At 63.7% G+C, this 26,485-nt stretch carries 26 protein-coding genes and 1 tRNA gene; 18 read left to right on the forward strand and 9 right to left on the reverse strand.

Features of this window, described 5'->3' with window-relative positions:
- The first annotated feature begins 13 nt into the window (after window positions 1–13).
- Entirely contained in the window at window positions 14–1,762 is a 1,749-nt protein-coding gene (locus tag AFIDRAFT_RS07400; RefSeq protein WP_050789577.1) for a heparinase II/III family protein, read from the forward strand.
- A 175-nt stretch (window positions 1,763–1,937) separates the two neighbouring features.
- Window positions 1,938–3,530, forward strand: a complete 1,593-nt coding sequence (gene purH, locus AFIDRAFT_RS07405) for a bifunctional phosphoribosylaminoimidazolecarboxamide formyltransferase/IMP cyclohydrolase (protein WP_009338512.1) — start codon at window positions 1,938–1,940, stop codon at window positions 3,528–3,530.
- On the opposite strand, the gene AFIDRAFT_RS07410 is transcribed toward purH, so the two are convergent.
- A complete protein-coding gene (locus AFIDRAFT_RS07410; protein WP_040297893.1) occupies window positions 3,527–4,924 on the reverse strand; it encodes an MFS transporter in 1,398 nt (465 codons plus the stop codon). The genes purH and AFIDRAFT_RS07410 overlap by 4 nt on opposite strands.
- Before the next feature lie 137 nt (window positions 4,925–5,061).
- Between AFIDRAFT_RS07410 and ggt the strand changes: the two genes are divergently transcribed.
- From ggt to AFIDRAFT_RS07425, 3 genes are all read left to right on the forward strand, one after another.
- Window positions 5,062–6,744, forward strand: coding sequence for a gamma-glutamyltransferase (ggt, locus tag AFIDRAFT_RS07415; protein WP_050789591.1), 1,683 nt, complete (start codon window positions 5,062–5,064; stop codon window positions 6,742–6,744).
- Between the two features lie 19 nt (window positions 6,745–6,763).
- Window positions 6,764–7,645: an SDR family oxidoreductase gene (locus AFIDRAFT_RS07420; RefSeq protein ID WP_009338516.1), complete on the forward strand. Its 882-nt coding sequence runs from the start codon at window positions 6,764–6,766 to the stop codon at window positions 7,643–7,645.
- Between the two features lie 72 nt (window positions 7,646–7,717).
- Window positions 7,718–8,302 carry a DUF2239 family protein gene (locus tag AFIDRAFT_RS07425; protein WP_009338518.1) on the forward strand — a complete coding sequence of 195 codons (585 nt, stop codon included), beginning with the start codon at window positions 7,718–7,720 and terminating at the stop codon, window positions 8,300–8,302.
- On the opposite strand, the gene AFIDRAFT_RS07430 is transcribed toward AFIDRAFT_RS07425, so the two are convergent.
- The 4 genes from AFIDRAFT_RS07430 to AFIDRAFT_RS19745 all read right to left on the reverse strand — a co-directional run bounded on the left by AFIDRAFT_RS07430 (window position 8,299) and on the right by AFIDRAFT_RS19745 (window position 9,575).
- Window positions 8,299–8,769, reverse strand: coding sequence for a secondary thiamine-phosphate synthase enzyme YjbQ (locus AFIDRAFT_RS07430; RefSeq protein WP_009338520.1), 471 nt, complete (start codon window positions 8,767–8,769; stop codon window positions 8,299–8,301). The two genes, AFIDRAFT_RS07425 and AFIDRAFT_RS07430, sit on opposite strands and share 4 nt — an antisense overlap.
- Window positions 8,766–9,200: a DUF1810 domain-containing protein gene (locus AFIDRAFT_RS07435; RefSeq protein WP_009338522.1), complete on the reverse strand. Its 435-nt coding sequence runs from the start codon at window positions 9,198–9,200 to the stop codon at window positions 8,766–8,768. The genes AFIDRAFT_RS07430 and AFIDRAFT_RS07435 overlap by 4 nt, the downstream gene beginning before the upstream one ends.
- A 121-nt stretch (window positions 9,201–9,321) precedes the next feature.
- Window positions 9,322–9,396: transfer RNA gene (locus AFIDRAFT_RS07440), tRNA-Gly, on the reverse strand.
- A gap of 35 nt (window positions 9,397–9,431) precedes the next feature.
- Window positions 9,432–9,575, reverse strand: a complete 144-nt coding sequence (locus AFIDRAFT_RS19745; protein WP_009338524.1) for a hypothetical protein — start codon at window positions 9,573–9,575, stop codon at window positions 9,432–9,434.
- A 43-nt stretch (window positions 9,576–9,618) separates the two neighbouring features.
- Here AFIDRAFT_RS19745 and trxA point away from each other — a divergent pair, with 43 nt between their 5' ends.
- From trxA to AFIDRAFT_RS07455, 3 genes are read left to right on the forward strand one after another with little or no spacing between them, the layout of a single operon-like run.
- Entirely contained in the window at window positions 9,619–10,527 is a 909-nt protein-coding gene (gene trxA, locus AFIDRAFT_RS07445) for a thioredoxin (protein WP_009338526.1), read from the forward strand.
- Between the two features lie 29 nt (window positions 10,528–10,556).
- On the forward strand, window positions 10,557–11,231 hold the full coding sequence (locus AFIDRAFT_RS07450) for an LON peptidase substrate-binding domain-containing protein (protein WP_009338528.1): 675 nt from the start codon (window positions 10,557–10,559) through the stop codon (window positions 11,229–11,231).
- Window positions 11,232–11,266: 35 nt separating this feature from the next.
- On the forward strand, window positions 11,267–11,470 hold the full coding sequence (locus AFIDRAFT_RS07455) for a Trm112 family protein (RefSeq protein WP_009338530.1): 204 nt from the start codon (window positions 11,267–11,269) through the stop codon (window positions 11,468–11,470).
- A gap of 1 nt (window position 11,471) precedes the next feature.
- On the opposite strand, the gene AFIDRAFT_RS07460 is transcribed toward AFIDRAFT_RS07455, so the two are convergent.
- The gene (locus AFIDRAFT_RS07460; RefSeq protein ID WP_009338533.1) at window positions 11,472–12,704 is read right to left on the reverse strand and encodes a ubiquinone biosynthesis hydroxylase; all 1,233 of its coding nucleotides are present in this window, start codon (window positions 12,702–12,704) and stop codon (window positions 11,472–11,474) included.
- Between the two features lie 142 nt (window positions 12,705–12,846).
- Between AFIDRAFT_RS07460 and tesB the strand changes: the two genes are divergently transcribed.
- From tesB to AFIDRAFT_RS07500, 8 genes are all read left to right on the forward strand, one after another.
- Entirely contained in the window at window positions 12,847–13,731 is an 885-nt protein-coding gene (gene tesB, locus AFIDRAFT_RS07465; protein ID WP_009338535.1) for an acyl-CoA thioesterase II, read from the forward strand.
- Window positions 13,732–13,850: 119 nt separating this feature from the next.
- Window positions 13,851–14,189 (forward strand): P-II family nitrogen regulator, encoded by a 339-nt coding sequence (locus AFIDRAFT_RS07470; protein ID WP_009338536.1) that lies wholly within the window; start codon window positions 13,851–13,853, stop codon window positions 14,187–14,189.
- A gap of 44 nt (window positions 14,190–14,233) precedes the next feature.
- Window positions 14,234–15,544 (forward strand): ammonium transporter, encoded by a 1,311-nt coding sequence (locus tag AFIDRAFT_RS07475; RefSeq protein WP_009338539.1) that lies wholly within the window; start codon window positions 14,234–14,236, stop codon window positions 15,542–15,544.
- Window positions 15,545–15,886: 342 nt separating this feature from the next.
- On the forward strand, window positions 15,887–16,225 hold the full coding sequence (locus AFIDRAFT_RS07480; RefSeq protein WP_009338541.1) for a P-II family nitrogen regulator: 339 nt from the start codon (window positions 15,887–15,889) through the stop codon (window positions 16,223–16,225).
- A 40-nt stretch (window positions 16,226–16,265) separates the two neighbouring features.
- Window positions 16,266–17,741 carry an ammonium transporter gene (locus AFIDRAFT_RS07485; RefSeq protein ID WP_009338542.1) on the forward strand — a complete coding sequence of 492 codons (1,476 nt, stop codon included), beginning with the start codon at window positions 16,266–16,268 and terminating at the stop codon, window positions 17,739–17,741.
- Window positions 17,742–17,994: 253 nt separating this feature from the next.
- Window positions 17,995–19,227: an aminotransferase class I/II-fold pyridoxal phosphate-dependent enzyme gene (locus AFIDRAFT_RS07490; protein ID WP_009338544.1), complete on the forward strand. Its 1,233-nt coding sequence runs from the start codon at window positions 17,995–17,997 to the stop codon at window positions 19,225–19,227.
- 9 nt (window positions 19,228–19,236) lie between these two features.
- Window positions 19,237–21,678 (forward strand): DNA translocase FtsK 4TM domain-containing protein, encoded by a 2,442-nt coding sequence (locus AFIDRAFT_RS07495; protein WP_009338546.1) that lies wholly within the window; start codon window positions 19,237–19,239, stop codon window positions 21,676–21,678.
- 112 nt (window positions 21,679–21,790) lie between these two features.
- Window positions 21,791–22,621, forward strand: a complete 831-nt coding sequence (locus AFIDRAFT_RS07500) for an outer membrane lipoprotein carrier protein LolA (RefSeq protein ID WP_050789578.1) — start codon at window positions 21,791–21,793, stop codon at window positions 22,619–22,621.
- On the opposite strand, the gene AFIDRAFT_RS07505 is transcribed toward AFIDRAFT_RS07500, so the two are convergent.
- The gene (locus AFIDRAFT_RS07505) at window positions 22,618–23,529 is read right to left on the reverse strand and encodes an alpha/beta hydrolase family protein (RefSeq protein WP_009338550.1); all 912 of its coding nucleotides are present in this window, start codon (window positions 23,527–23,529) and stop codon (window positions 22,618–22,620) included. The genes AFIDRAFT_RS07500 and AFIDRAFT_RS07505 overlap by 4 nt on opposite strands.
- An 80-nt stretch (window positions 23,530–23,609) precedes the next feature.
- Here AFIDRAFT_RS07505 and AFIDRAFT_RS07510 point away from each other — a divergent pair, with 80 nt between their 5' ends.
- Together AFIDRAFT_RS07510 and AFIDRAFT_RS07515 are read left to right on the forward strand one after the other, a co-directional pair.
- Entirely contained in the window at window positions 23,610–24,236 is a 627-nt protein-coding gene (locus AFIDRAFT_RS07510; RefSeq protein WP_009338552.1) for a TetR/AcrR family transcriptional regulator, read from the forward strand.
- Window positions 24,237–24,249: 13 nt separating this feature from the next.
- Window positions 24,250–25,065, forward strand: coding sequence for an exodeoxyribonuclease III (locus tag AFIDRAFT_RS07515; protein ID WP_009338554.1), 816 nt, complete (start codon window positions 24,250–24,252; stop codon window positions 25,063–25,065).
- Window positions 25,066–25,173: 108 nt separating this feature from the next.
- Here AFIDRAFT_RS07515 and AFIDRAFT_RS07520 read toward each other — a convergent pair whose 3' ends face one another.
- Window positions 25,174–25,614, reverse strand: a complete 441-nt coding sequence (locus tag AFIDRAFT_RS07520; protein WP_009338556.1) for a cyclic nucleotide-binding domain-containing protein — start codon at window positions 25,612–25,614, stop codon at window positions 25,174–25,176.
- Between the two features lie 65 nt (window positions 25,615–25,679).
- Window positions 25,680–26,366, reverse strand: a complete 687-nt coding sequence (locus AFIDRAFT_RS07525) for a response regulator transcription factor (protein WP_002717819.1) — start codon at window positions 26,364–26,366, stop codon at window positions 25,680–25,682.
- Window positions 26,367–26,485 lie beyond the last annotated feature (119 nt).

Raw genomic sequence — 26,485 nt, forward strand, 5'->3', positions numbered from 1 at the left:
CGGCACGGGGACGATGTCGGTTACCGGACAAAGGCGCATATCGGGACTTCTGCTCGGACGAGTCGGGCGGAAGGTGATGGCGCGCGCCAGCGGTACATCGGTAGCTCTCACGCGCCTCCTGCCCGGCCGCTCCGACCGTTTGCTGATCGCTCCGCACGATCTGCGCACCACCGACGCCACCCGCGCCGCCGAAATCTATTCGGGCCGCTTCGTGTTCGCGGGGAAAATCGTCACCTGCCACGGCCGCTCGGTGTTCGAACTCGATCCGCCATCCGAGGAATGGGAAGTCTCCCTGCTCGGCTTTGGCTGGCTGCGCCATCTGCGCGCGGCGGATTCGGCGATCACACGCGCCAACGCCCGCGCGCTGCTGGATGACTGGCTCGCGCATCCGCGCAAGAGTGCGGTGGCGAAGCGCGCCGATGTGGTGGGGCGCCGCATCATCTCGCTGCTGTCGCAGGCGCCATTGGTGCTGCACGATGCCGATGCGCGCTTCTATCGCCGCTTCCTGAAAAACCTCACGCGCGAAATCCGCTTCCTGCGCTACACCAAGGCCGACATCCCCGATGGCCTTGCGCGGCTGCAGGTTCTGATCGCGCTGTGCTACGCCTCGCTCTGCCTCGCCAATCAGGCCAAGCACATCAAAGGCGCCACGAAAAAGCTTTCCGACGAATTGCAGCGCCAGATCCTGCCGGACGGCGGCCACATCTCGCGCAACCCGGACGCACTGGTCGAACTGCTGCTCGATCTTCTGCCGCTGCGCCAGACCTTCGCGGCGCGCAACATCGCCCCGCCGCCCGCGCTGCTCAACGCCATCGACCGGATGATGCCGATGCTGCGCTTCTTCCGCCACGACGACGGCTCGTTCGCGCTGTTCAACGGCATGAACGCGGCGGCCCCCGGCGTGCTGGCCACGCTGCTCGCCTATGACGACACCCACGGCACGCCGATGCCGCACATGCCGCACACCGGCTTCCAGCGGCTCGACGCAGGCACGCTTACCATCATCGCCGACACCGGCCCGCCGCCACCGCCCTCGCTCAGCCGCGACGCGCATGCAGGATGCCTGTCGTTCGAGATGTCGAGCGGCGCCAACCGCATCGTCATCAATTGCGGCATGCCTTCGACCGGGCGCGACAACTGGCGCAGCTTCGCGCGCTCCACGGCCGCGCATTCGACGCTGACCTATGCCGAAACATCGTCCTGCCAGTTCGTCGAACGGTCGGCGATGAAACGGATGCTGCAAGGCTCGCCGATCGTCGCGGGCCCGGAGACCGTCGAATCCTATCGCGAGGTCACCTCGGAAGGCACCACGCTGACGATGTCGCATGACGGCTACCGCAAGCAGTTCGGCTTCATCCATCGCCGCGTCCTGACCGTCGCCGCAGACGGCAGCCGCATCGACGGCGAGGACGAATTGGCGAAAGAGCCCGGCTCGGCATTTCGCGGCAGCATGGACGACTACGCCATCCGCTTTCACCTGCATCCCTCCGTCAAGGTCAGCCGCCTGACCGACGGCCGCGGCGCCATGCTGATGCTGCCCAACCGCGACGTCTGGACCTTCGAGGCGCCTGACCAGAAAATCGACCTTGAGGACAGCGTGTTTCTGGCCGGATCGGACGGCCCGCGCCGGACCACCCAGATCGTGATCCGCCAGCATGCGCGGCAGGTGGCGACCGTGCACTGGAGTTTCGCCAAATCCGCCAGTTCGGCCGCGGCCAACGCCAAGCGCGACCCGCGCCGCGAGCCGGAATTGCCGCTGTAAGCTTGTTTTGACGCGTTTTCTTCAGGCGAACCGGTCCCCACTTCGCTTGAAAACGCTATGAGCGAGGTTTTGCCGGCGCGCAAACTATGTTAGCGCGTAGGCGCAGGCTCAAAGTGGGTTTTCCCTTGCGGAATACCGCTCACGGGCCATCATTTTCCTGCTCCTGGACCATCGCATGACCGACCATCCGCGCCGCATGACCCGCGCCCTGCTTTCCGTTTCCGACAAGACCGGGCTGATCGATTTCGCCAAAGCTCTCGCCGCCCATGGCGTCGATCTCGTCTCCACCGGCGGTACCGCCAAGGCGATCGCGGATGCGGGCCTGAAGGTGATGGACGTGTCCGACCTCACCGGCTTTCCGGAGATGATGGACGGCCGGGTGAAGACGCTGCATCCGAAGGTGCATGGCGGCCTGCTCGCGATCCGCGCCAATGCCGAGCACGCCAAATCGATGAAGGACCACGGCATCGCACCGATCGATCTCCTCGTCGTCAACCTCTACCCGTTCGAAGCGACGGTGGCGAAGGGTGCCAGCGAAGAAGACTGCATCGAGAACATCGACATCGGCGGCCCCGCGATGATCCGCGCCGCCGCGAAGAACCACGGCGATGTCGCCGTCGTCGTCGAGCCTTCGGATTATCAGGCCGTGCTCGATGAACTCGCCGCCCACAAGGGCGCGACGACACTTTCATTGCGCAAGCGGCTTGCCGCGAAAGCCTATGCGCGCACCGCCGCTTATGACGCAGCGATCTCGAACTGGTTCTCGGCCGAACTGAAAATCGACGCGCCGGATTTCCGCGCCATCGGCGGGCGGCTTGCCGAAGCGCTGCGCTATGGCGAGAACCCGCACCAGAGCGCTGCATTCTATGTCAGCGCCGAGCAGCGCCCCGGCGTTGCCACCGCGCGCCAGGTGCAGGGCAAGCAGCTCTCCTACAACAACATCAACGACACCGACGCGGCTTACGAATGCGTCGCGGAATTCGATCCGGCCAAGAGCGCGGCTTGCGTCATCGTCAAGCACGCCAACCCGTGTGGCGTGGCGGAAGCCGATGACATCGTCAGCGCCTACAAGAAGGCGCTGGCCTGCGATTCCACCTCCGCGTTCGGCGGCATCGTCGCGGTGAACCGCCCGCTCGATGCGGAGGCCGCGCGCGCGATCACCGGCATCTTCACCGAGGTCATCATCGCGCCCGACGCCAGCGAGGAAGCGATCAAGATCATCGCGGCGAAGAAGAATCTGCGGCTGCTGCTCGCCGGGAAACTGCCCGATCCGCGCGCAAAGGGTTTCATCGCCAAGACGGTCGCGGGCGGCCTACTCGTTCAGTCACGCGACAACGCCGTGGTCGACGACATGACGCTCACCACCGTGACCAAGCGCGCGCCGACCAATGCCGAGCTCGCGGACCTGCGCTTCGCCTTCCGCGTCGCCAAGCATGTGAAGTCGAACACGATTGTCTATGCGAAGGACCTCGCCACCGTCGGCGTCGGTGCGGGCCAGATGAGCCGGGTCGATTCCGCGCGCATCGCCGCGCGCAAGGCGCAAGACGCGGCGAAAGAACTCGGCCTCTCAGATCCGCTGACCAAAGGTTCGGTCGTGGCGTCCGATGCGTTCTTCCCGTTCGCCGATGGCTTGCTGGTCGCGATCGAAGCCGGTGCGACGGCGGTGATCCAGCCGGGCGGCTCGGTACGCGATGCGGAAGTGATCGCGGCAGCCGATGAACATGGCATCGCCATGGTGTTCACCGGCACGCGGCACTTCAAGCATTAAGGCCGCGCGGGCTCCTTCACCCGCGACAGCAGCGCAAGTCCCGCGACGAAGAACACGATCAGCACCGCCATGCCTGCCTTCTGGCTGGCGGTGACGGCGGTGATGATGCTGACCGCAAGCGGCGCGAAGAACGACGTGACTTTTCCCGACAGCGCGAACAGCCCGAAGAACTGCGTGATGCGCTCATGCGGCGCGAGGCGAATGAGCAGCGTGCGCGACGCCGCCTGCAACGGCCCCGCCGCAAAGCCGATGAACAACCCGAGCCCGAGATAGGCTTTCTCGGCCGGGGCTGCGAACAGCCCGCCGCCCGGCACGGGCGGGGTGACGTGCATGACGAAGAACAGCGTGTCGCGGTCGATCGACAGGATCGCGAGGATCGCCAGCAGCAGGATCACCATCGCGCCGGTGATGACGGTCTTCGGCCCCAGCAGGTCGTCGAGCTTGCCGCCGGCCCACGCGCCGAGCGTGCCGCTCACCGCAAGCAGAATGCCGAACGTGCCGATTTGGATGGTCTGCCAGCCGAACGTGCCCGCCGCATAGATGCCACCGAACGCAAACAGCGCGACCAGTGCGTCAGTGTAGACCATGTTGGCAATCAGGAATGTCGCCATGTTGGGTTGCGACGGCAGCGCGCGCAGCGTCTCGCGCAATTCGCGCAGACCTTCGCGTACCGCACCAAGCGCGGGTTTCTTCGAGGCGTGATCCGGCGTGAACAGGAACATCGGCAGCACAAAGATGACGAACCACACCGCCGTCAGCGGCCCCGAGATGCGGTCACCCTCATGCATCACCGGATCGAGCCCGAACAACGGCGTGAGACCAAACAATGTGCGGCCGGTCGTCTCGTTGGCGGCGAGAAAGCCCAGCACCAGAACGAGGCTGACGATCCCACCGATATAACCCGTGGCCCAGCCGGTGCCGGACAGGCGGCCGATTTTCTCCGGCGGCACCAGATACGGCATCATCGCGTTGTTGAACACGGTGGCGAATTCCGCACCGATGGTGGCGATGCCGAACGCGATCAGCACCGGCACGATCACGGAAGGATCTCCGGGCCTGCCGATCCACATCGCGGCGGAGCCGATCACCAGCAACGCGCCGAACGCCGCGATCCACGGCTTGCGCCGCCCGCCCGCATCGGCGATGGCGCCCAGCACCGGCGACAGAAACGCGATCATGAATCCGGCGATCGAGGTGGCGAAGCCCCACAACGACTGGCCGGTGGCGGGATCGGGCGCAACGCGGGTTGCAAAATAGGGCGCGAACACGAAGGTGGTAATCAGCGTGAAATAAGGCTGCGCCGCCCAGTCGAAGAAGATCCAGCCGATCACCGCCGAGCGCGGCGGATAGGTACGCTGCATGGCTGGCGCAAGGGACGTCATCTTCACCTTCATGTTCGTTGGCGTGAACGCGGCGGGCGGGTTAGCTTGTCGCCATCTTATAGATCAATTCGCGATGATTATCGCGCTCCACCATTCCTCCGAAACAGGAAAGCCTGCTTTTGAACCGTTTTGCTCTTGCCTTGCTGCTGATGCTGCTGCCTGCCGCCGGATTGGCACAGGATGCCCGCATCTCGTCGCTGCCGACTCACGCACAGCCGGTGTTCGCACGCCACGGCATGGTGGTGGCGCAGGAGAAGATCGCCGCGAGAATTGGCGCCGACGTGCTCAAGCGCGGCGGCAATGCCGTGGATGCGGCGGTCGCGACCGGGTTCGCGATGGCGGTGACCTATCCACGCGCGGGCAATCTCGGCGGCGGCGGCTTCATGGTGATCCATCTGGCGCGCAGGAACAAAGACATCGCGCTCGACTATCGCGAGACTGCACCTAAAGCCGCGACGCCGACGATGTTTCTGGGGCCGGACGGCAAGCCTGATCCTGAGAAATCGCGCGATGGTGCGCTCGGTATCGGTGTGCCAGGCACCGTGGCCGGACTGGCCGAAGCCCTGCATCGCTATGGCTCGGGAAAATTCTCTTTAAGGGATCTGCTCGCGCCTACGATCAAACTTGCGCGCGACGGATTCATCATCACCGACGATATCGCCGACACGCTGCCCGATGCGCGGCAGCGGTTTGCGCCATGGCCATCGAGTGCCAAGCTCCTCGCGCGCGCGGACGGCACGCCGCTGCGCGAAGGCGACAAACTCATTCAGCCCGATCTTGCGAACACGCTGCAGGCTATCGCCGATCACGGCGCAGATGGATTTTACGATGGCCCGGTCGCGGACAAACTCGCGAAAGGCATCCAGGCCGCCGGCGGCATCATCACCCGCGACGACCTGAAATCCTATCGCCCGGTCTGGCGCAAGCCGGTACGCGGCACCTATCGCGGCTACGACATCGTGTCGATGCCGCTGCCGTCCTCCGGCGGCACGGTACTGATCGAGACGCTGAACATCCTGGAAGGATTCGACCTGCACGGAATGGGTGCGCAGACGCCCGCCTCGCTGCACGTGCTGATCGAAGCGATGAAGCGCGCCTATGCCGACCGCGCGCGCTACCTCGGCGATCCAGCTTTCAGCAAAGCACCGCTGACACGATTATTGTCGAAGGATTACGCCACGAAACTGCGCGCGGACATCAGTCTCGACACATCGACGCCGGTGAAGGCGGCCGCCGCCGCGCAACCGCACGAAGGCACCAACACCACGCATTTCTCGGTGGTGGACGCACAAGGCAATGCGGTGAGCAACACCTACACGCTGAATTTCAGCTACGGCGTCGGCCTCATCGCGGAAGGCACCGGCGTGCTGCTCAACAACGAGCTGGACGACTTCACTGCCGCGCCGGGCGCATCCAACGCCTATGGGCTGGTCGGTTATGAAGCGAACCTGCCCGGCCCCGGCAAGCGGCCGCTGTCCTCCATGACACCGACGATTGTGCTGAAGGATGGCAAGCCCGTGCTCGTCACCGGCTCGCCCGGCGGCAGCCGTATCATCTCGACCACCCTTCAAGTCATCGTCAATGCGCTCGACTATCGCATGAACATCGCGCAGGCCGTCAGCATCCCGCGGCTGCATCATCAATGGATGCCGGATGAAGTGCGGATCGAGCATGGCTTTCCGCAGGCGACGCGCGACGCCTTGCGCGCCATGGGCCACACGCTCGTGACGCCGATGGGCCAGACCTCGGCGAATTCGATTGCCGCCACGAAGGGCGGCTGGCTGGGCGCAGCCGACCCGCGCACGCGCGGCGCGGAAACGGCGGGTTATTGATGCAAGCAAGGGAGGCCAGATGACGACTCTCAAAGGCAAGACGCTGTTCATCACCGGCGGCAGCCGCGGCATCGGCCTTGCGATCGCCAAGCGCGCCGCGCGCGACGGCGCCAACATCGCCATCGCCGCGAAAACCACGGCGCCGCAGCCGAAACTCGAAGGCACGATTTTTACCGCCGCGAAAGAGATCGAGGATGCGGGCGGACGCGCGCTGCCCATCGCCTGCGATATCCGTGACGAGGCGCAGGTGATCGCCGCCGTCGATCAGACGGTGAAGGAATTCGGCGGCATCGACATCTCAATCAACAATGCCAGCGCGATCAGCCTTTCGCCGGTGCAGGCGACCGAGATGAAGCGTTTCGACCTGATGATGGCGATCAATACGCGCGGCACGTTTCTCGTCTCCAAGACCTGCATCCCGTATCTAAAAAAAGCAGAGAATCCACACATCCTGATGCTGTCGCCGCCGCTCGACATGCAAACGAAATGGTTCGCGCCCTCGACCGCCTACACCATGGCGAAGTTCGGCATGAGCATGTGCGTGCTCGGTCTCGCCGGTGAACTGAAAGGCGACGGCATCGCGGTGAACGCGCTGTGGCCGCGCACGACGATCGCCACCGCCGCGGTCGGCAACCTGCTCGGCGGCGAGGCGATGATCCGCGCCAGCCGCAAGCCGGAGATCGTCGCGGACGCGGCGCACATCATTCTCACCAAGTCGTCGCGCGACTTCACCGGGCAGTTCTGCATCGACGACAAAATTCTCGCCGCCGAAGGCGTGACCGATTTCCAGCCCTATCGGGTCGATCCCTCGGTGCCGCTGATGCCGGATATTTTCGTGCCTGACGATGATGTGCCGCCGCCGGGCGTCAAGCTGGGCAAGCTGCCGGGCTTCTCCAAATAACATCCGGGTAATATTGACAGACTAATTTTACCCGGGTATATTACTGGCATCGTCACAACCCATTGGTTTGTCATGCCTTCCGCCCAGATTATCGCCTTCGACGGCGACCATTGCATCGCCTCCGGCGACATCGCGGACGTGGCGGTGCGGGTCAAACAGGTCCTCTCGCCCCAAAGTCAGATCCTGTTGTTCGAGCTTGAGACCAGCCGTCCGGTCGAAATCGACTTTCGCGGCTCGGTCGCGGATGTCACCACCCGCCTCAAAAACTCATTGTCTTCCGAACCGGCGCCACGCGGTCCCGGCCGGCCAAAGCTCGGCGTCGTCGCCCGCGAGGTGACCTTGCTGCCACGACACTGGGAATGGCTCGCTGCCCAACCCGGCGGCGCGTCGGTGACGCTGCGAAAGCTGATCGAGGACGCGCGGCGCAAAACCGCCGCCAAGGATGAAGCACGCGAGCGGCAGGAATCGGTGCATCGTTTTCTGTCGGCCATCGCGGGCAACAAGCCGCATTACGAGGATGTGCTCCGCGCGCTCTACGCCAATGACGGCGCGCGCTTTCATGCGCTGATTGCCGACTGGCCGACAGACGTGCGCCGCCATCTCGAGCGGCTGGCGTCGGATTTGTTCGACGGAGCTTGCGTCACCACAACGATCTAGGACGATACGCTGCCGATGAATTGCAGCACGATCTCGCGGCGGTGTGGCTGCGCACGGTGCTCGATGAGATAGATGCCCTGCCAAGTGCCGAGCATCATCTCGCCGCTCTCCACCGGCACCTGCAGGCTGCATGACGTCAGCATGGTCTTGATATGCGCGGGCATGTCGTCGGGGCCTTCGCTGCCGTGAATCCAGCCGCCGTTTTCCGGCGCAAGACGGTCGAGCGCATCGGTGAGGTCAGTCAGCACGTCGGGATCGGCATTTTCCTGAATCGTCAGCGATGCCGAGGTGTGCCGGACAAACAGCGTCAGCGCGCCGACCGCCGCCTGCGCCTCCTGCAGGAAATCCCGGGCTTCCGTGGTGATGTCGAAGAAGCCGCGCCGCGGCGTCGTCACCGTCAGCGTCGATGTCGCGATGAGTTCGGGCCTGGCACTGGGAATCCGCGAGCGGTGTCCGCTGATTTTCATGACCTTTCGATCCTTGCGAGAGTCGCATCATCGAAGCGTCCGCCGAAATATTTTTCAACCGCCTCCTTGAACAGGCTGTGCCCTTTCGCGACCTGCGCGAACAATGTCATCGAGGAGCCGAACTTCATGTCGTCAGGAGAACCGAAAATCTCGTACACGGATTTGTCCGCGATCGCGTTGACCAGCGCCGTGCATTCCTCCAGCCGCCCGCCGAGCAGGGGATGTCGGAGATAGGCCGCCGCTTCCTCGCGCGAGGCGATGGCATATTTCTGCGCCATCGCGCTGTGGCCCAAGCCCTCGATCTGCGGAAAGATGAACCACATCCAGTGTGTACGCTTTTGTCCGCCGCGCAGTTCACAGAGCACCCGGTCGTAAAGCGGCCTCTGCGCGTCGATGAAGCGCTGCAGATCTCCCGCATCTCGTCCCGTCATGCTGCCTCCTCAGTCCCGTGGAGGATAACGCCGAAGGGAACCAAAAGTTGAGGCCAGACACGACGAAGCCGCCTTTCGGCGGCTTGCGTGGTTGCCAATTTTCTTCGTTGTTTGAAGATTCTGGAGCGGGCGAAGGGATTCGAACCCTCGACCCCGACCTTGGCAAGGTCGTGCTCTACCCCTGAGCTACACCCGCATCAGAAATGGGCGGCTTGCGCCGCCGGGCGCAACCTATGCCAAACCCGGCGCGGCAATGCAACAGAGAAAGGCGGCCTTTTTCACCCCCGGATCGGCTTTAAGTTCATGTTCGGGAACGATTTCAAGCGCTTCCGCGATTGAAATCGTCACTTTCGCCGCCATTTTAGGGCCGGGCATGGTAAATGTCCGCAAATGCAGCAATCAGCCGGGATGAAACGACGTGACGATACTCGACAATGACGCCGCCGCGGGCAGCGTTGCGCCAGACCTCATCAAGGACACCACGACACAGACCTTCGTGAAGGACGTGATCGAGGAATCCAAGCACCAGCCGGTGCTGATCGATTTCTGGGCGCCCTGGTGCGGCCCGTGCAAGCAGCTCACCCCGATCATCGAGAAGGCGGTGCGAGCCGCCAAGGGCAAGGTCAAGCTCGTCAAGATGAACATCGACGAGCATCCGGCGATCCCCGGCCAGATGGGCATCCAGTCGATTCCGGCCGTGATCGCCTTCGTCAACGGCCAGCCGGCCGATGGCTTCATGGGCGCGCAGCCGGAAGCCCAGATCAACGCCTTCATCGACAAACTGACCAAGGGCATGCCGGGCGGCGATGCCGACCTGATAACGGAGGCCGAAGCTCATCTCGCCGAGGGCGATGCGGCCACCGCCGCCGAGATCTACGCCGAAGTGCTGGCGCAGGATGCCGCCAACGTTCCGGCGATGGCGGGTCTCGCGCGCTGCTACGTGGTCGCGGGCTCGCTCGAGCAGGCCAAGCAGACATTGGCGATGGTGCCGGAGGCCAAGCGCGGCGATGCCGCCGTCACTGCCGTGCAGTCGATGCTCGATCTCGCCGAGCAGGCACAGTCGGTCGGCCCGGTCGCGGAGCTTGAGCAAAAGATTGCCGCAAACCCGCTCGACCATCAGGCCCGCTACGACCTCGCCATCGCGCTGAACGCCAAGCACGCGCGCAGCGACGCCGCCAATCATTTGCTGGAGATCGTCAGGCGCGACCGCAAATGGAACGACGACGGCGCGCGCAAGCAGCTGCTGCAGTTCTTCGAGGCATGGGGCGGCGAGGATGAGGCCACCGTGGAGGCCCGCAAGCGCCTCTCCACCATTCTGTTCTCGTGATCGCTTAAAGCCATCGGGGATTACATCGAATGGCCATCAATTCCGAATATCGTGGGCCCGGCGATCTGCCCGAGACCATCCCGGTGTTTCCGCTGCCCGGCGCGCTCCTGCTGCCGCGCGGGCAGATGCCGCTGAATATTTTCGAGCCGCGTTATCTGGAAATGGTGGATGACGCGCTGCGCGACGGGCACCGCATGATCGGGATCATCCAGCCCGACGCCGCGCATTCGCAAAGCGAGGAGCACCCGAGGCTGTTTCGCATCGGCTGCGTCGGCCGGATCACGCAGTTCGGCGAGACCGGTGACGGGCGCTACATTCTCGAGCTCACGGGAATTGCGCGCTTTCAGGTGGTCGAGGAACTGACCGTGCTGACGCCCTATCGTCAGTGCAAGGTCGACTTCTTTCCCTTCGTCGACGATTTCGTCGCGCGCAAGGGCGAGGAAGACGTCGACCGCGACGCCGTGCTCGACACACTCACCAAATTCCTGAAGGCCAATTCGCTGAAGGTGGACTGGGACGGCATTCGCGCAGCACCCAACGAGGCGCTGGTCAACGCGCTGGCGATGATGTCGCCTTACGGCCCCGCCGAGAAGCAGGCGCTGCTGGAAGCCCCCGACCTCAAGACGCGCGCCGAAATCCTGATCGCGGTGACGCAAATGGACCTCGCCAAGAAACAGACCTCGGGCGATCCGCCGGTGCAGTAGAAAATCGAGGCTTTTCTTTTAACGATGGATTGAAGATGACGACCAACATTCCGCCCGCGCGCGATTCCGATCCCGTCGACTCCAAGCTTCTGGAAATCCTGGTGTGCCCGGTGACCAAAGGCGTGCTGGAATACGACGCTGTGAAACAGGAATTGATTTCGCGCGGTGCGAAGCTCGCTTATCCGATCCGCGACGGCATTCCGATCATGCTGCCGGAAGAGGCGCGCAAGATCGACTGACCTACAGCGCCTCGCCGCGCAGCAGCCGCGGCACTTCGCCGGTGAGGCCCGCCGCCTGACGGATAAATGCGCCTTTCAACGGCGGCATCCGGTCCACGAGACCGAGCCCGATATCGCGCACCGCGCGCAACGGCGCGAAATCGTTCGAGAACATTCCGTTCAGGACGTTGGTGGCAAGCCCCATCGCCATGGTGTCGAACCGCCGCCAGCGCTGATAGTGCTCAAGCACGTCGGCCGCGCCGAAATCCGTGCCGAGGCGTGCCGCGTCGACCACGACTTCCGCCAGCGCCGCAACATCCTTCAGACCCATGTTGAGGCCCTGCCCGGCGATGGGGTGGATGACGTGCGCCGCATCGCCGACCAACGCGAGCCGATCCGCGATGAAGGAGCGCGCGACGAAATAGCCGAGCGGGAACGTGCGTGGCTTGTCGAGCACCTCAAGCTCTCCGAGATGCAGGCCGAAGCGCGTCTCGAGTTCGGTTTTGAAATCCTCCGCGCCGAGCGCCACGATCCTCGCGGCCTCCCTGGGCTGCTCGGTCCAGACCAATGACGAGCGTTTGCCTGTGAGCGGCAAGATCGCGAACGGGCCCGCGGGCAGAAAATGTTCTTCCGCGCGCCCCTCATGATCGCGCTCATGCCCTACCGTGACGACAATCGCCGCCTGATCGTAATCCCAGCCATGGGTGGCGATGCCCGCGCGCTGGCGCAATTTCGAGCGCGCACCGTCGGCGGCGGCAAGCAGCCGCGCCGTGATGATGTCGCCGCTGCCGAACGCCACCTGCACGCCGTTGTCGTTCGCTTCATAGGTCGCCACGGTGTCGCTGCGCAATTCTACGCCGCTGGCCTCGGCATGATTGGTCAGTGCGTCGATCAGATGGCGGTTCTCCACCATATGCGCGAACGGCTCGCCGCCTGCGACCTCGCCCGCGAAAGTGAGGAACGCAGGCCTTGTCGCATCGTGCAATCTGGAATCCGTCACAACCATGTCGAGGATCGGCTGCGCATCCGGCGCGACCTCGCTCCACACGCCGAGCGTCTCGAACAGCCTGCGGCACGCCGCGACGATCGCGGAGGCGCGCTGGTCGCGGCTCGGGCGCACCGCGAAAGCAGGATCGGCGACGATCACCGGAATGTCCGGGCCCAACCCTTGACGCAATGCGAGCGCGAGCGACAACCCTGTCAGCCCGCCGCCGCCGATTACGATGCCTTGCACGATGCCCTGCGGTTTCGTCATCGCCACTCCAACAAATACCGTTACCTCAACGCACGAGACCGCTTGCGGAGCCCGGCTTTGAGCGTTTTATAACGTTTTGCCTCCCCTGCGGATACCTCCGCGGCCCCGTCACCCGCGCCGGACACGCGCAGAAGGTAAAGCAATGCCCGCCTCCCTCGCCGATCTGATCTCCATTCTCGATCTCGAGACGCTGGGGAGCGACAGATTCCGTGGCTTCAGTCCGCCAAGCGGCTGGCAGCGCGTGTTCGGCGGTCAGGTCGTCGGCCAGTCGCTGGTCGCGGCCTGCCGCACGGTGGAGGGCCGGCTGCCGCATTCGCTGCACGCCTATTTCATCCTGCCCGGCGACCCCGCCGTTCCGATCGAGTATGACGTGGCGCGGCTGCGCGACGGCGGCAGCTTCTCCACCCGCCGCGTCATCGCCTCGCAGAAGGGCGCCGAAATCTTTTCCATGATCGCCTCATTCCATGCGCATGAGGACAGCATCTTCGAACATCAGGCCGCGATGCCGCCGGTGCCATCGCCGGATGAGGTCAGGTCGCTCGATCTCCATCAGGTGCTCGACGAAAAGCAGCAAAGCGAGATGCCGAACTTCATCCGCCGTTTTTTTGAGGCCGAGATGCCGTTCGAACTGCGCCCGACCAATCTGAAACGATATGTCGGCGAAAAAATCGACGACGGCCATGTCACCATCTGGCTGAAAGCGGCAAAGCCGCTGCCGGACGATCCGGCCCTGCACATGTGCGCGCTGGCCTATGCCTCCGACTTCTCGCTGCTCGACGCCTCGCTGGCCTGCTATGGCCGGACCGTGTTCGAGAACGGCATCAGCGGCGCGAGCCTCGACCATGCGCTGTGGTTTCACCGCCCGTTCCGGGCCGACGAATGGCTGCTCTATTCTCAGGACAGCCCGAACGCCCATGATGGGCTCGGCTTCTCCCGCGGCGAGATCTTCCGGGCCGACGGCACGCTGGTCGCTTCCGTGGCGCAGGAAGGCTCGGTCCGGGTACGGCGGCCCAAGCCTGCCGGTTGAGCTGGACGACACCCTCCCCGACTGCTCTTTTTTCGCCCGGCCTGATGAAATCGATGGCAGAGTTGCCCGCGTTTTTATAAAGACGCGAAGCCGCTTGCAGCAGAAGGACCGGCGCGCCCATGAAGCTCGTTACCGCGATCATCAAGCCCTTCAAGCTCGACGAGGTCCGTCAGGCCCTCACCAATATCGGCATCCACGGCATGACCGTCACCGAGGTGAAGGGATACGGCCGCCAGAAAGGCCATACCGAGATTTATCGCGGCGCCGAATATGCCGTGAACTTTCTGCCGAAACTGCGGATCGAGGTCGCGGTCACCAGCGACCTCGCCGACAAGACGGTTGAGATCATCACGGGCAGCGCACGCACCGGACAGATCGGTGACGGCAAAGTGTTCGTGACGCCCATCGAAAACGCGGTACGCATCCGTACCGGCGAGACCGACGCCGACGCCCTCTAAGCCGCCCGCCCTGTTTTATTTCCAACGATTGCCGGAATTTTCCCATGACGACTTGGCTTCGTAACCGCAACGCCGCAACAGGCTTTGGCGCGCTGATCCTTTCCGCACTGGCGAGCCCCGCTTTCGCGCAAGATAGCGCGGCCGGGATCAACCCCACCGACACCGCCTGGATGATCGTCGCCACCGCTTTCGTGCTGATGATGACGGTCCCCGGCCTCGCATTGTTTTACGCGGGCATGGTGCGCAAGAAGAACGTGCTGGCGACGATGGCGCAAAGCCTCGGCGCTGTCGCCGCGATCTCGATCCTGTGGGTGGCTTACGGCTACAGCCTGACCTTCGTCGGAGGCGGTGCAAGCCTCGGCACGCTGCATCGTTTCATGCTCTCGGGCATGACGATGGACAGCATCAATCCCTTCGCCAAGACGATTCCTGAATCGCTGTTCGTGCTTTACCAGATGACGTTCGGCGTGATCGCGGTGGCGCTGATCGCGGGCTCGGTCGCCGACCGCATGCGTTTCTCATCGTACATGCTGTTTTGTGCAGGCTGGTTCACGCTCGCCTACATCCCGCTGGCGCACTGGATCTGGGGCGGCGGTTTTCTCGCGCAACTCGGCGTGCTGGATTTCGCCGGCGGTCTTGTCATTCATCTGAGCGCGGGCAGCGCCGGTCTTGTCGCCGCCGTGATGCTCGGCAGCCGGCGCGGTTACGGCTCGGAAAATCTCGCGCCGCATGACCTGTCGCTCGCGGTGATCGGCACCGGCCTGCTGTGGGTCGGCTGGTTCGGCTTCAACGGCGGCTCGGCGCTGCAGGCGAATTCGCGCGCGGTGATGGCGATCCTCTCGACGCATCTCGCCGCCTGCGCCGGCGCGCTGACCTGGAGCGCGATCGAATGGATCAAGCGCCGCAAGCCGTCCGTGCTCGGCATGATCTCCGGCGCGGTCGCGGGCCTCGGCACCATCACGCCCGCGTCGGGCTTCGTCACGCCGGGCCAGGGCATCCTGATCGGCGTGATCGCGGGCGGCATCTGCTATTGGGCCTGCACCAGCCTCAAGCATCGCTACAAATACGACGACACGCTCGACGTGTTCGGCATCCATGGCATCGGCGGCATGATCGGCACGCTGATGACCGGTATCTTCGCCACACAATCCATCGGCGGCGTTGCCGGACTGCTGGAAGGCAATCCCCATCTTTTGCTGGCGCAGATCGTGGGCATCGTCGTCACCATCGTGTGGTCGGGCGGCGCGACCTACGTGCTGCTGAAATTGATCGATGCCCGGGTCGGCGCCCGGGTCTCGCACGAGCACGAGGTCGAAGGCCTCGACATCACCCAGCACGGCGAGGCCTTGCAGTAATTCCCTGGGCTGCGACTTCCCCAGACCGTGCCTTGGCTGCGGATGGTTTTTTAAGGATGCCGTAACCTGCTGCCCGCCTCATGGGCAGCTTTGCGGCAAATTCCTGTCCTGCCTATTTTGCAGGCGGCGCTGTCGCCATTTTAAGCGGCGGTTTGTGCAGCGCATTCCGACCGCACCGGGCGGCGAAGGAATTACGTGTTTTATCAAATAGATAGGCCGTAGCTGCGCTCTGGCACAGCTTTTGATTCGTCATGTTCCGGCGGGTGCCCGCGAAGTGTCCTTCTTCGCGCGGTGAGTCCCGATCAAAAGCGCCCGGCACGCCGGGCCAAGCGGGGAACAGACATGAAGATCGTGATGGCTGTCATCAAGCCGTTCAAGCTGGAAGAGGTCCGCGATGCCCTGACCGCCATCGGCGTTCATGGCCTCACGGTCACGGAAGTGAAGGGGTACGGCCGCCAGAAGGGCCATACCGAAATCTATCGCGGTGCCGAATACGCCGTGAGTTTCCTGCCCAAAATCAAAATCGAGGTCGCGGTCGCCGATGCCCAGGTCGACCGCACCATCGAGGCCATCACCTCGGCCGCCAAGACCGGCCAGATCGGCGACGGCAAGATTTTCGTCACCAGCCTCGAGCACGCGGTGCGCATCCGCACCGGCGAAGCCGATGACGCAGCCCTCTGATTTCCACGCCTTCCATCCCATTCAATCAGGAGTCTTCACCATGAGTTTTCACCGTCCCGCACGTCTGGGATCGGCCGCACTGATCGCAGCAATTGCCGTGATCGGATGCACCGGCGCAGCCTTTGCCGCTGACGCACCCGTTCCCAACAAGGGCGACACCGCCTGGATGCTCGTCAGCTCACTGCTCGTGCTGATGATGTCGATCCCCGGTCTTGCCTTGTTCTATGGCGGCCTCGTGCGCGCCAAGAACATGCTGTCGATCCTCACGCAGGTGTTCGCCATCGTCGCGATGGTCGGCATCATCTGGACGCTTTACGGCTACTCACTCGCCTTCACCGACGGCGGCAGCCTGACCAACTATGTCGGCGGCCTCTCGAAGGCGTTCCTCGCAGGCGTCGATGCGAACTCCACCGTAGGCACCTTCTCCAACGGCGTCGTGATTCCCGAATACGCCTATATGGTGTTCCAGATGACGTTCGCGATGATCACGCCCGCGCTGATCGTCGGCGCGTTCGCCGAACGCATCAAGTTCTCGGCGGCGCTGCTGTTCGTATTCCTGTGGGTGAGCATCATCTACTTCCCGCTGGCGCACTGGGTCTGGTACGTCGCGGCGCCTGACGATATCGCTGCCGCCGCCAAGGCGCTTGCAGCGGCAAGCGGTGACGCGGCAAAGGCTGCGGCACAGGCGAAACTCGACAGCGTCACCGGTTCGGTCGGCTGGCTTGCAGGCGCTGGCGCACTCGACTTCGCGGGCGGCACCGTGGTGCACATCAACGCCGGCATCGCCGGTCTTGTCGGCGCCCTGATGGTCGGCAAGCGCGTCGGCTACGGCCGCGAGATCATGGCTCCGCATTCGCTGACCATGACCATGATCGGCGCCTCGCTGCTGTGGGTCGGCTGGTTTGGCTTCAACGCCGGCTCCAACCTCGAAGCCAACGGCGGCGCTGCGCTTGCCTTCGTCAACACCATGGTCGCGACCGCAGGCGCGGCGTTCTCCTGGCTGATGGTGGAATGGATGGCGAAGGGCAAGCCCTCGCTGCTCGGCATCTGTTCGGGCGCGGTCGCAGGTCTCGTCGCGGTCACGCCCGCGGCGGGCTTCTGCGGCCCGATGGGCGCACTGGTGCTCGGTCTTCTGGTCTCGCCGATCTGCCTGTTCTTCGTCTCCACCGTGAAGAACGCGCTCGGCTATGACGACGCGCTCGACGTGTTCGGCGTGCATTGCATCGGCGGCATCTTCGGCGCGCTGATGACCGGCATCTTGGTCAACCCCGCGCTCGGCGGCGTCGGCATCACCGACTACACCAACATCACCGGCAACAATGCCGGCACCTACGATCTCGTCACGCAGATGATCGCGCAGAGCAAGGCGGTGATCGCCACGCTGCTGTGGTCGGGTATCGGTTCGGCGATCCTCTACAAGGTCGTCGACCTGATCGTCGGTCTGCGGGTGCCGGTCGATGCCGAGCGCGAAGGCCTCGACATCACCGACCACGGCGAGCGCGCCTACAACATGTAAGCGCACGCCACGGATACGGTCGGGGCCTGTTTCCCGGCAACGCCCCGACTGCGGAGGGCTCCGGCTTAAAACCGGGGCCCTCTCTCTTTTGCCGCAGGCCGGACGTCTTCCGGCCGCCTTTCCTGTTTGGCCTAAAATCGCTGCGCCGCCCGATGGTTAATCGCGCCTTAACCTCACCGCCGCTATGGTGGGACGATCCATTTCCCTATCTGCCGGTGATGGCTGACTGATTGAAAGTGCTGGGCTTTTCGTAATGGTCTCGTCCGCTTCCTCCCGCCCGGAGACCGCCGCCGCGCCCGCGGCCGGCGAACGCTCTCCGTTTGCGCGGCTGACGGAGCTGCTTGCGCCCTATCAGCCCGGTCAAAAGCTCATCAACCTGTCGCTCGGCGAGCCACAGCATCCGATGCCACCGTTTCTCGGCGAGGTGCTGATGCAAAGCCTTGCCGATTTCGGTCACTATCCGGCGTCGAACGGCATTCCCGCTTTCCGCGCCGCCGCCGCCCGCTGGCTGTCGCGGCGCTACCGCCTGCCGCGCGCAATCGACCCCGACAGCGAGGTTCTGGTGCTGAACGGCAGCCGCGAGGGGCTGTTTCACGCCGCGATCGCGGCCGCTGCCTATGTCGGCAAACGCAACGGCGCGCCCGCGATCCTCATGCCGAACCCGTTCTATCCGGCTTACGCCGCAGGCGCGCGCGGCGCGGGCTGCGAACCGATATTCCTGCCGGCCGTGCGCGCGAACGGCTTTCTTCCCGACCTCGACGCGCTCGACGACAAATTGCTGTCGCGTACGGTCGCGTTCTATCTCGCTTCACCCGCGAACCCGCAAGGTTCGGTCGCAACGCCCGCCTACTTCGCGCGGTTGAGCGAACTCGCCAACCGCCACGGCTTCATGGTGCTGAGCGACGAATGCTATTCGGAGATCTACACCCGCACGCCGCCCGGCAGCATTCTTGAGAACGCGGGCGCCGATTTCAAAAACGTCGTCGCCTTCCAGTCGCTCTCGAAACGCTCGAACCTGCCGGGTCTGCGCGTTGGCTTCGTCGCGGGCGACAAAGCGTTCATCCGCCGCTTCCATGAATGGCGCAACGTCGCGGCCCCTCAGGTGCCGGTGCCGCTGCAGCATGTCGGCATCGCCGCCTATGGCGACGAAGCGCATGTCGACGAAAACCGCCGCCTCTATGGCCTGAAGTTCGATCACGCCGACGCCATCCTCGGCACGCGTTTCGGCTATCAGCGGCCGGCGGGCGGTTTCTGCGCCTGGCTCGATGTTTCCGCCCATGGCGGCGACGAGCAGGCCGCGATCCGGCTTTTCCGGGACGGCGGGGTGCGAGTGCTGCCGGGCAGCTATCTCGCCCGGCCCGGTGCCGACGGCTCGAATCCCGGCGCGGGCTATATCCGCCTTGCGCTGGTACAGGCCGCCGACGCCACCAAAGAGGCGCTCACGCGCATGGTGGCTGTGTTGAACGATCACGAACCGCGGGGTTGAGGGCGGGATATGGCAATCGAACGCGTCGCTCCTTTGGTCGGACAACTCTCCGACCCCATCCGCGAGATGCTGATGCGGCGTCTGCGCGAGCTGATCGGCCTTGCGGTGATTGTCTTCGCCGGTGTCGTCGCCGCTGCGCTGATGACATGGTCGGTGCAGGACCCGAGCCTCAGCCACGCGACCTCCGGCAAGATTCGCAACCTGATCGGCTGGCCCGGCGCGATCGGCTCCGATTTGTTGATGCAGATTCTCGGCCTCGGCACCATCATGTTCGTGCTACCGGTCGCGGTTTGGGGCTGGCGGCTCTTGACGCACCGGCCGTTCGACCGCGAGGCGGTGCGCATCGGCTGCTGGATTTTGTGCGCCGTGCTGGCGTCCGGCTTCGCAAGCTGCTGGCCGCACAGCATGTCATGGCCGCTGCCGACCGGCCTCGGCGGCGTGGTCGGCGACGCCATCGTGCGCGTGCCCGCCGTGATCTTCGGGCCGCCCGGCCTTCTGTACCGGATGTGTCTTGGGCTGCTGCTCGGCATCGGCGTCATCTTCACCTGCGCCATCGCGGGCGGCTACGGTGCGCGTGAAGCCGATCCGGAAGACGATGTTGCCATCGATGACGACGAGGAAGCATTCGAGGAAGACGCCGCGCCCGGCCTTTTCTCACTCGGCTTCTTCCTGCACGCCGCGATCAGCACCAAGGCGCGGATCGGCCGCTTTCTGAAGGCGCTGTTCTCGCTTGCGGTCGGCCGTAACGAATCCGCGCGGGGTCATTCCTTCGAGCGTACCGAGCCGAGCTTGCGCGGCCGCGCAAGCCCACCGCTGGTGCCGAAGGACGAGGAAGAAGACGACGAAGAATACGAGGACGAAGAGGAGGAGGAGGAAGAAGAGGAAGAGGAACCCGCGCCGCGCAAGCGCGTCGCTAAAACCTCCTCGCGCAGATCCTCCACCTTCGCATTGCCGCCGATCGGAGTGCTCACCGCGCCCAAGGCGTCCGACCGCTTCACGCTCAGCAAGGATGAGTTGGAGGAAAATTCCCGTTCGCTCGAGGGCGTGCTGCAGGACTTCGGCGTACGTGGCGAAATCGTGAAAGCAAGCCCCGGACCGGTGGTGACGCTGTACGAACTCGAGCCCGCGCCAGGCATCAAGTCGTCACGCGTGATCGGCCTGTCCGACGACATCGCGCGCTCAATGAGCGCGGTTTCCGCGCGCGTCGCCGTCGTCTCCGGCCGCAACGCCATCGGCATCGAGCTGCCAAACGCCAAGCGCGAGACGGTTTATCTGCGCGAGCTTCTGACATCCAAGGAGGCAACCGGGAGCACCGCCAAGCTACCACTGTGCCTTGGCAAGACCATCGGCGGCGAGCCGGTCATCGTCGATCTGGCGCGCATGCCGCATCTGCTGATCGCCGGCACCACCGGCTCAGGCAAGTCGGTCGGCATTAACACCATGATCCTGTCGCTGCTCTACCGGCTGAGGCCCGACCAGTGTCGCCTCATCATGGTTGACCCGAAGATGCTCGAACTCTCCGTCTATGACGGCATCCCACATCTGCTGACACCCGTCGTGACAGACCCGAAGAAGGCGGTCGTCGCGCTGAAATGGGCGGTGCGCGAGATGGAGCAACGCTACAAGAACATGGCGAAGCTCGGCGTGCGCAACATCGACGGCTACAACACACGCGTCGCCGAAGCTAAGGCAAAAGGCGAGGAGTTGACCCGCACGGTGCAGACCGGCTTCGACAAGGAAACCGGCAAGGCGATCTACGAGGAGGAACGGCTCGACCTCGAACCGCTGCCCTATATCGTCATCATCGTCGACGAGATGGCTGACCTGATGATGGTCGCGGGCAAGGACATCGAAGGCGCGGTGCAGCGCCTCGCGCAGATGGCGCGCGCCGCGGGCCTGCATGTCATTCTCGCCACGCAGCGTCCCTCGGTCGACGTCATCACCGGTACCATCAAGGCTAACTTCCCGACCCGCATCTCCTTCCAGGTCACCTCGAAGATCGACAGTCGCGTGCTTCTCGGCGAAATGGGCGCCGAACAACTCCTTGGCCAGGGCGACATGCTCTACATGGCGGGCGGCGGACGCATCAGCCGCGTCCACGGCCCATTCGTGTCGGACGAAGAGGTGGAGAAGATCGTCCGTCACCTCAAGACGCAAGGCGTCCCGGAATATCTCGAAGCCGTCACGGCCGAGGAAGAAACCGACGAGGACGGCAACGCGGTGTTCGACAACACCAGCATGGGCGGCGGCGAGAGCGATCTGTTCCAGCAGGCCGTCGCCATCGTCAAACGCGACCGCAAGGCCTCCACGAGCTACATCCAGCGCAGGTTGCAGATCGGCTACAACAAGGCTGCAACGCTGATGGAGCGGATGGAGGAAGCCGGTATCGTGGGGCAGGCCAATCACGCCGGAAAACGTGAGATTCTGGTGCCCGAGGAGGAAGGTTTTTGAGCGTAGCGGGACAATGGGCCGTGAAAACGCCATTACTCGCTGCTAGATGAATGTGACCAATATCCACCGTCCAGCAGGACCTTCCTTGAAACACCAGAACGGCCTCCTTTTCATGCCCGGCATTCCTGCTTTTGCGAACTGGCAGCGCGTTACCCTTGCAGCCGTTTTTGTGGCCGCGTCCATCGCGCAGGCGCAGGCCGTGCCGCTGCCACGCCCCGCTCCGAAAGCGCGCGATATGCAGGTCGCAGCATCCGAACCGGCGGCGCCCGCTCCGCCGGCCTCAACCAGCAACGCGTCACGGCAGCCGGCATCCGAACCGATGCCGAATCCGATCATGCCGACGCTGAAAAAGCTGTTCGGCGGAGACAGTCCGGCGCCCAAGCTGCAGGCGTTCGACGCCAACCAGCGTGCGCTTGCGGACAAGGTCAGCGCCTATCTGTCGTCGCTGCAAAACCTGTCGGGGAATTTCGTGCAGGTCGGCCCCGACGGCAGCCGCACCACCGGCAATTTCTATCTGCAGAAGCCCGGCAAGATCCGTTTCGAGTATGACGATCCCTCACCGATCGCGCTCGTTGCTGACGGCACCAGCGTGATCGTGCGCGACCGCCGTCTCGCGACGCAGGATGTCTATCCGCTGTCGCAGACACCGCTGCGCTACCTGCTTGCCTCGAAGCTCGACCTGCTCCGGGACACCAACGTCACCAGCATCAGCGCCGACGATCTCTACATCAGCATCACCATCGAGGAGAAGCAGGCGGTGACCGGCACCAGCCGCCTGACGCTGATGGTCGGCGCCAAGGACGGCAAGCTCAAACAGTGGACCGTGACCGATCCGCAGGGCTACGACACCACCGTCGCGGTCTACAATCTCGACACCACCAAGAAGCTCGATCCGGCGCTGTTTAAGATCGACTACACCAACTACCAGGGCGGGAGTAACTAAACGCCTGCATCGCACCTAAATCGCCGGTCGGGCCAGGGATTGATGCCATCTCGCAGCCACAACAGCGTGTCGAGCCAAAAATCGCCGCTGTGACGCGCATGGAAAAGGCCGAAATGGCCGATCCGATCGCAACCGTAATCCGCCGGCGTCAGGGCAGCCTCCATCACCTTCGCGTTCTTGTAATAAGCAAGCGAGCGGCGGATCGCGGCTGGTGTTCCCAGTTCATCATCCTCGACGCAAATCGCAACGATCCGCGCGTTCACGGCCGCGAACCGGCGCTGCACCTCCATTCTTTGTCTGCGCGGGTGACCCATCTCCATACGTGCGCGCCGGAAGCTCCATTCATTGGCGACGCCGGCCGGCAAATCCTCGAGCCAACCCAGTCTGCGTCCCGGAAAATAGCCGCATAAAGCCGTCATCGCCGGCATCACCACATGCCATTTCAGAAAAAGCGCCGCGCGACGGCGAGCCGCATAGTCGCGCCAATACGCATATTGCGCGCCAACGGTCAGCATTCTGTCGATGAGCGCCGCATGCCCGGCAAGTCCCGGCAGATAGCCGCCGAAACTATGACCGACGACATGCAGCGGGAGGTTCGGCGCCTGCTGATGCAGAAACTGCAATGCCGCGTCGAAATCCTTCTCGCCCCAATCGCGCCAGCGATAACCGCAACCGCGCAGCCGTTCTGGCCGGGACATGCCGATCCCCCGGTAATCATAGGTGAGGACGACGAACCCGCGATCCGCAAGAAATCTGGCGTAGTAGTGATAATAACTGGCGAGAACGCCGGTCGCGCAATTGATGGCAACCGCGCCGCAAACCGGCGTCGCGCCACGCCACACGTGACCACCAAGCACCACATCGTCGTCACAGACGATCCGGACGATATTTCCACTCTCGACGGTCACGCCAGTCCTTCTTCCCTGGAGAAAGACGGCGTAACATCGGGCGCCAGCCCGGTATATTCACTGTTCGGTATACATAAGTCATGACGCAATCAGCGACACGGGAACGTATTCTTTCAGCCGCGGCAAAGCTCTTCTACAGCGAGGGCATTCGTGCCGTGAGTGTCGACGCGGTTGCCAGGAAAGCTGGTGTCACCAAGCGGACGCTGTATTATCATTTCAGAAGCAAGGACGATCTGATCGCGGCTTATCTCGAGGCCCGCGATCAACCGAACCTCACTCTGTTTCAGGACTGGTTCGCGCAAGCGGATGGCGACACCGCAGACAAAATCCGCGCTATCTTTTCACGCCTGACGGAAAGTCTGCGCCATCCGAAGTGGAGGGGTTGCGGCTTTCTGCGCACTTCGGCGGAACTCATCAACATGCCCGGGCACCCCGCCCTGCTCGCCAGCCGCGTTCACAAGAAACGAGTCGAGACGTGGCTTGCCGATGTTTTGGCGCAAGACGGGCTGGCGCGACGCTCTGCCGAATTGGCGCGCCAGATCGTGCTGCTGCTCGACGGCGCATTCGCGGACGGACTTCTGCATCGCGATGCCTCTTACATGGAGGCCGCAGGCAACGCAGCTCATACACTCATCCGGCAGGCCGCCGTCATCTCTGGCAAGCCAAAAGGACGGCAGGCGCTTGCCCGGCCCCGCGCAATCCGATAGATCGCACGCACTCATGCCCTTCACGCTCACCACCTGGAATATCAATTCCGTTCGCCTGCGTATCGATCTGGTCGCCAAGTTTTTGAAAAGCCGGCGGCCCGATGTGCTGTGCCTGCAGGAAACCAAGTGCATCGACGATGCCTTTCCGCTGAAGCGTTTTCAGCGGCTCGGCTATGAGCACATCGCGCTGAACGGACAGAAGGGTTATCACGGCGTCGCCATCGTCTCGAAGCGACCGTTCGTCTCCAAGGACGTGCGCACATTCTGCGGCAAGATCGACTCGCGCCATATCTCCGTCGCATTCGGCGAAAGCGCGGGCCTCTCGGCACCGCTGGTGTTGCATAATTTCTATGTCCCCGCGGGCGGCGACATTCCCGACCCCGCCGCCAATCCGAAATTCGAGCACAAGCTCTCCTTTCTTGATGAGATGCGCGACTGCGCGCCGCTGCATCCGCAGGGCGATGCGCGGCATATCCTGGTCGGCGATCTCAACGTCGCGCCGCACGAGCATGACGTGTGGTCGCACAAGCAATTGCTCAACGTCGTCTCGCACACGCCGGTGGAGTGCGAGAAGTTGCTCGCCGTGCAGTCACAGGGCAACTGGGTAGATATCGCGCGCCAGCGCATTCCGATGGATGAGAAGGTCTATACGTGGTGGAGTTATCGCGCCGCCGACTGGACCGTCGGCAATCGCGGCCGCAGGCTCGACCACATCTGGGTCTCGCCCGCGCTCGGCGACAAGGTCAGCGACTTCAGGATCACGCGTGACGCACGAAGCTGGGAACGGCCCTCGGACCATGTACCAGTGACGGCGGTGCTGGATATTTAGGGCTACCATCTCATGTTCGTCATGCGCGGACTTGATCCGCGCATCCATCTTTTTAAAAGAAGATGGATTGCCGGGTCGAGCCCAGCAATGACACTTCAAGCATTTCAATCACACCAGTTTCGATGTCAGCCGCGCGATCGCAGTCGCCGCCGCGTTGGTGCGCGCGGCAAGATCGTCGCGAATGCGCCGCGCCGCTTCAGGATGGCTTTCCAGCACACGCTGATACAGCGTGCGCGACACGCGCACCACCGTCGAGTGTTCCAGCGCGGTCGCAGTCGCGGGACGGCGCATGTCGACGATCAGCGCAAGCTCGCCGATCAATTCGCCAGCGCCCACCACCACCTCGGGACCATCTTCCGCAGCCACGCGGAACGAACCGCGCCGCACGACATAGCCGGCATCGGCAATATCGTTCTGGTGAAACAACACATCGCCATAGCCATAGTCGCGCTGCTCCGCGCCGATCGCCAGCACCTGCAATGCGGCCATGCCGAGCAGGTTCAGCGCCGGCACGCGGGCAAGCAGAGCTATATCGTCTTCAATCGACATGAGGTCCCGGACACTGGCGGCCTGCGGGGCCGCGATGCGAACCCCGCATCATGCTATGCCACAAATCAGGGGACAAGTTTGTAGCCGCCGGACTCTGTCACCAGAATTTCGGGATTGGCGGCATCCTTCTCGATCTTCTGGCGCAGCCGGTAGATGTGGGTTTCCAGCGTGTGCGTGGTGACGCCGGAGTTGTAGCCCCACACTTCCTGCAACAGCGTCTCGCGCGTCACCGGCTGCTGGCCGGCACGATAGAGGAAGCGCAGGATCGCGGTCTCCTTTTCCGTCAGCCGCACCTTCTTGGCGTTGGCGCCGGTGAGCATCTTCGAGCCGGGGCGGAAGCTGTAAGGCCCGACCGTGAACACCGCATCCTCGCTCGCCTCGTGCTGGCGCAGTTGCGCGCGGATTCGCGCCAGCAGCACGGCAAAGCGGAAGGGCTTCGCGACATAGTCGTTCGCCCCCGATTCCAGCCCGAGAATGGTGTCGGATTCGCCGTCGTGCCCGGTCAGCATGATGATCGGCGCCTTGAAGCCACTCTTGCGCAGGCCGCGAACCACTTCGCGGCCGTCGGTGTCGGGCAGGCCGACATCCATCAGCACGAGGTCGGGCGCTTCGGTCTTTGCTGCATGCGCGCCCTTCGCCCCGGTCTCGGCGGCGGTCGGCTCGAATTCCTCATGCAGCGCGAGCTGCTCCATCAGCGCCTCGCGCAGATCGTTGTCATCGTCCACGATCAGGATCTTGCGAGCGGTGGGCATACATTCAATCCTTTGAGACTAATGAAAATTAGAAGCTCGACCAAAGACGCTGAACCGGGGCAAAACAATGTCCGGGATAGCATTTGGCGCTCACGACGCAAGATAGGAGTTCGGCGTAT

Source organism: Afipia sp. 1NLS2, assembly GCF_000178995.1.
Taxonomy (GTDB): Bacteria; Pseudomonadota; Alphaproteobacteria; order Rhizobiales; family Xanthobacteraceae; genus Afipia.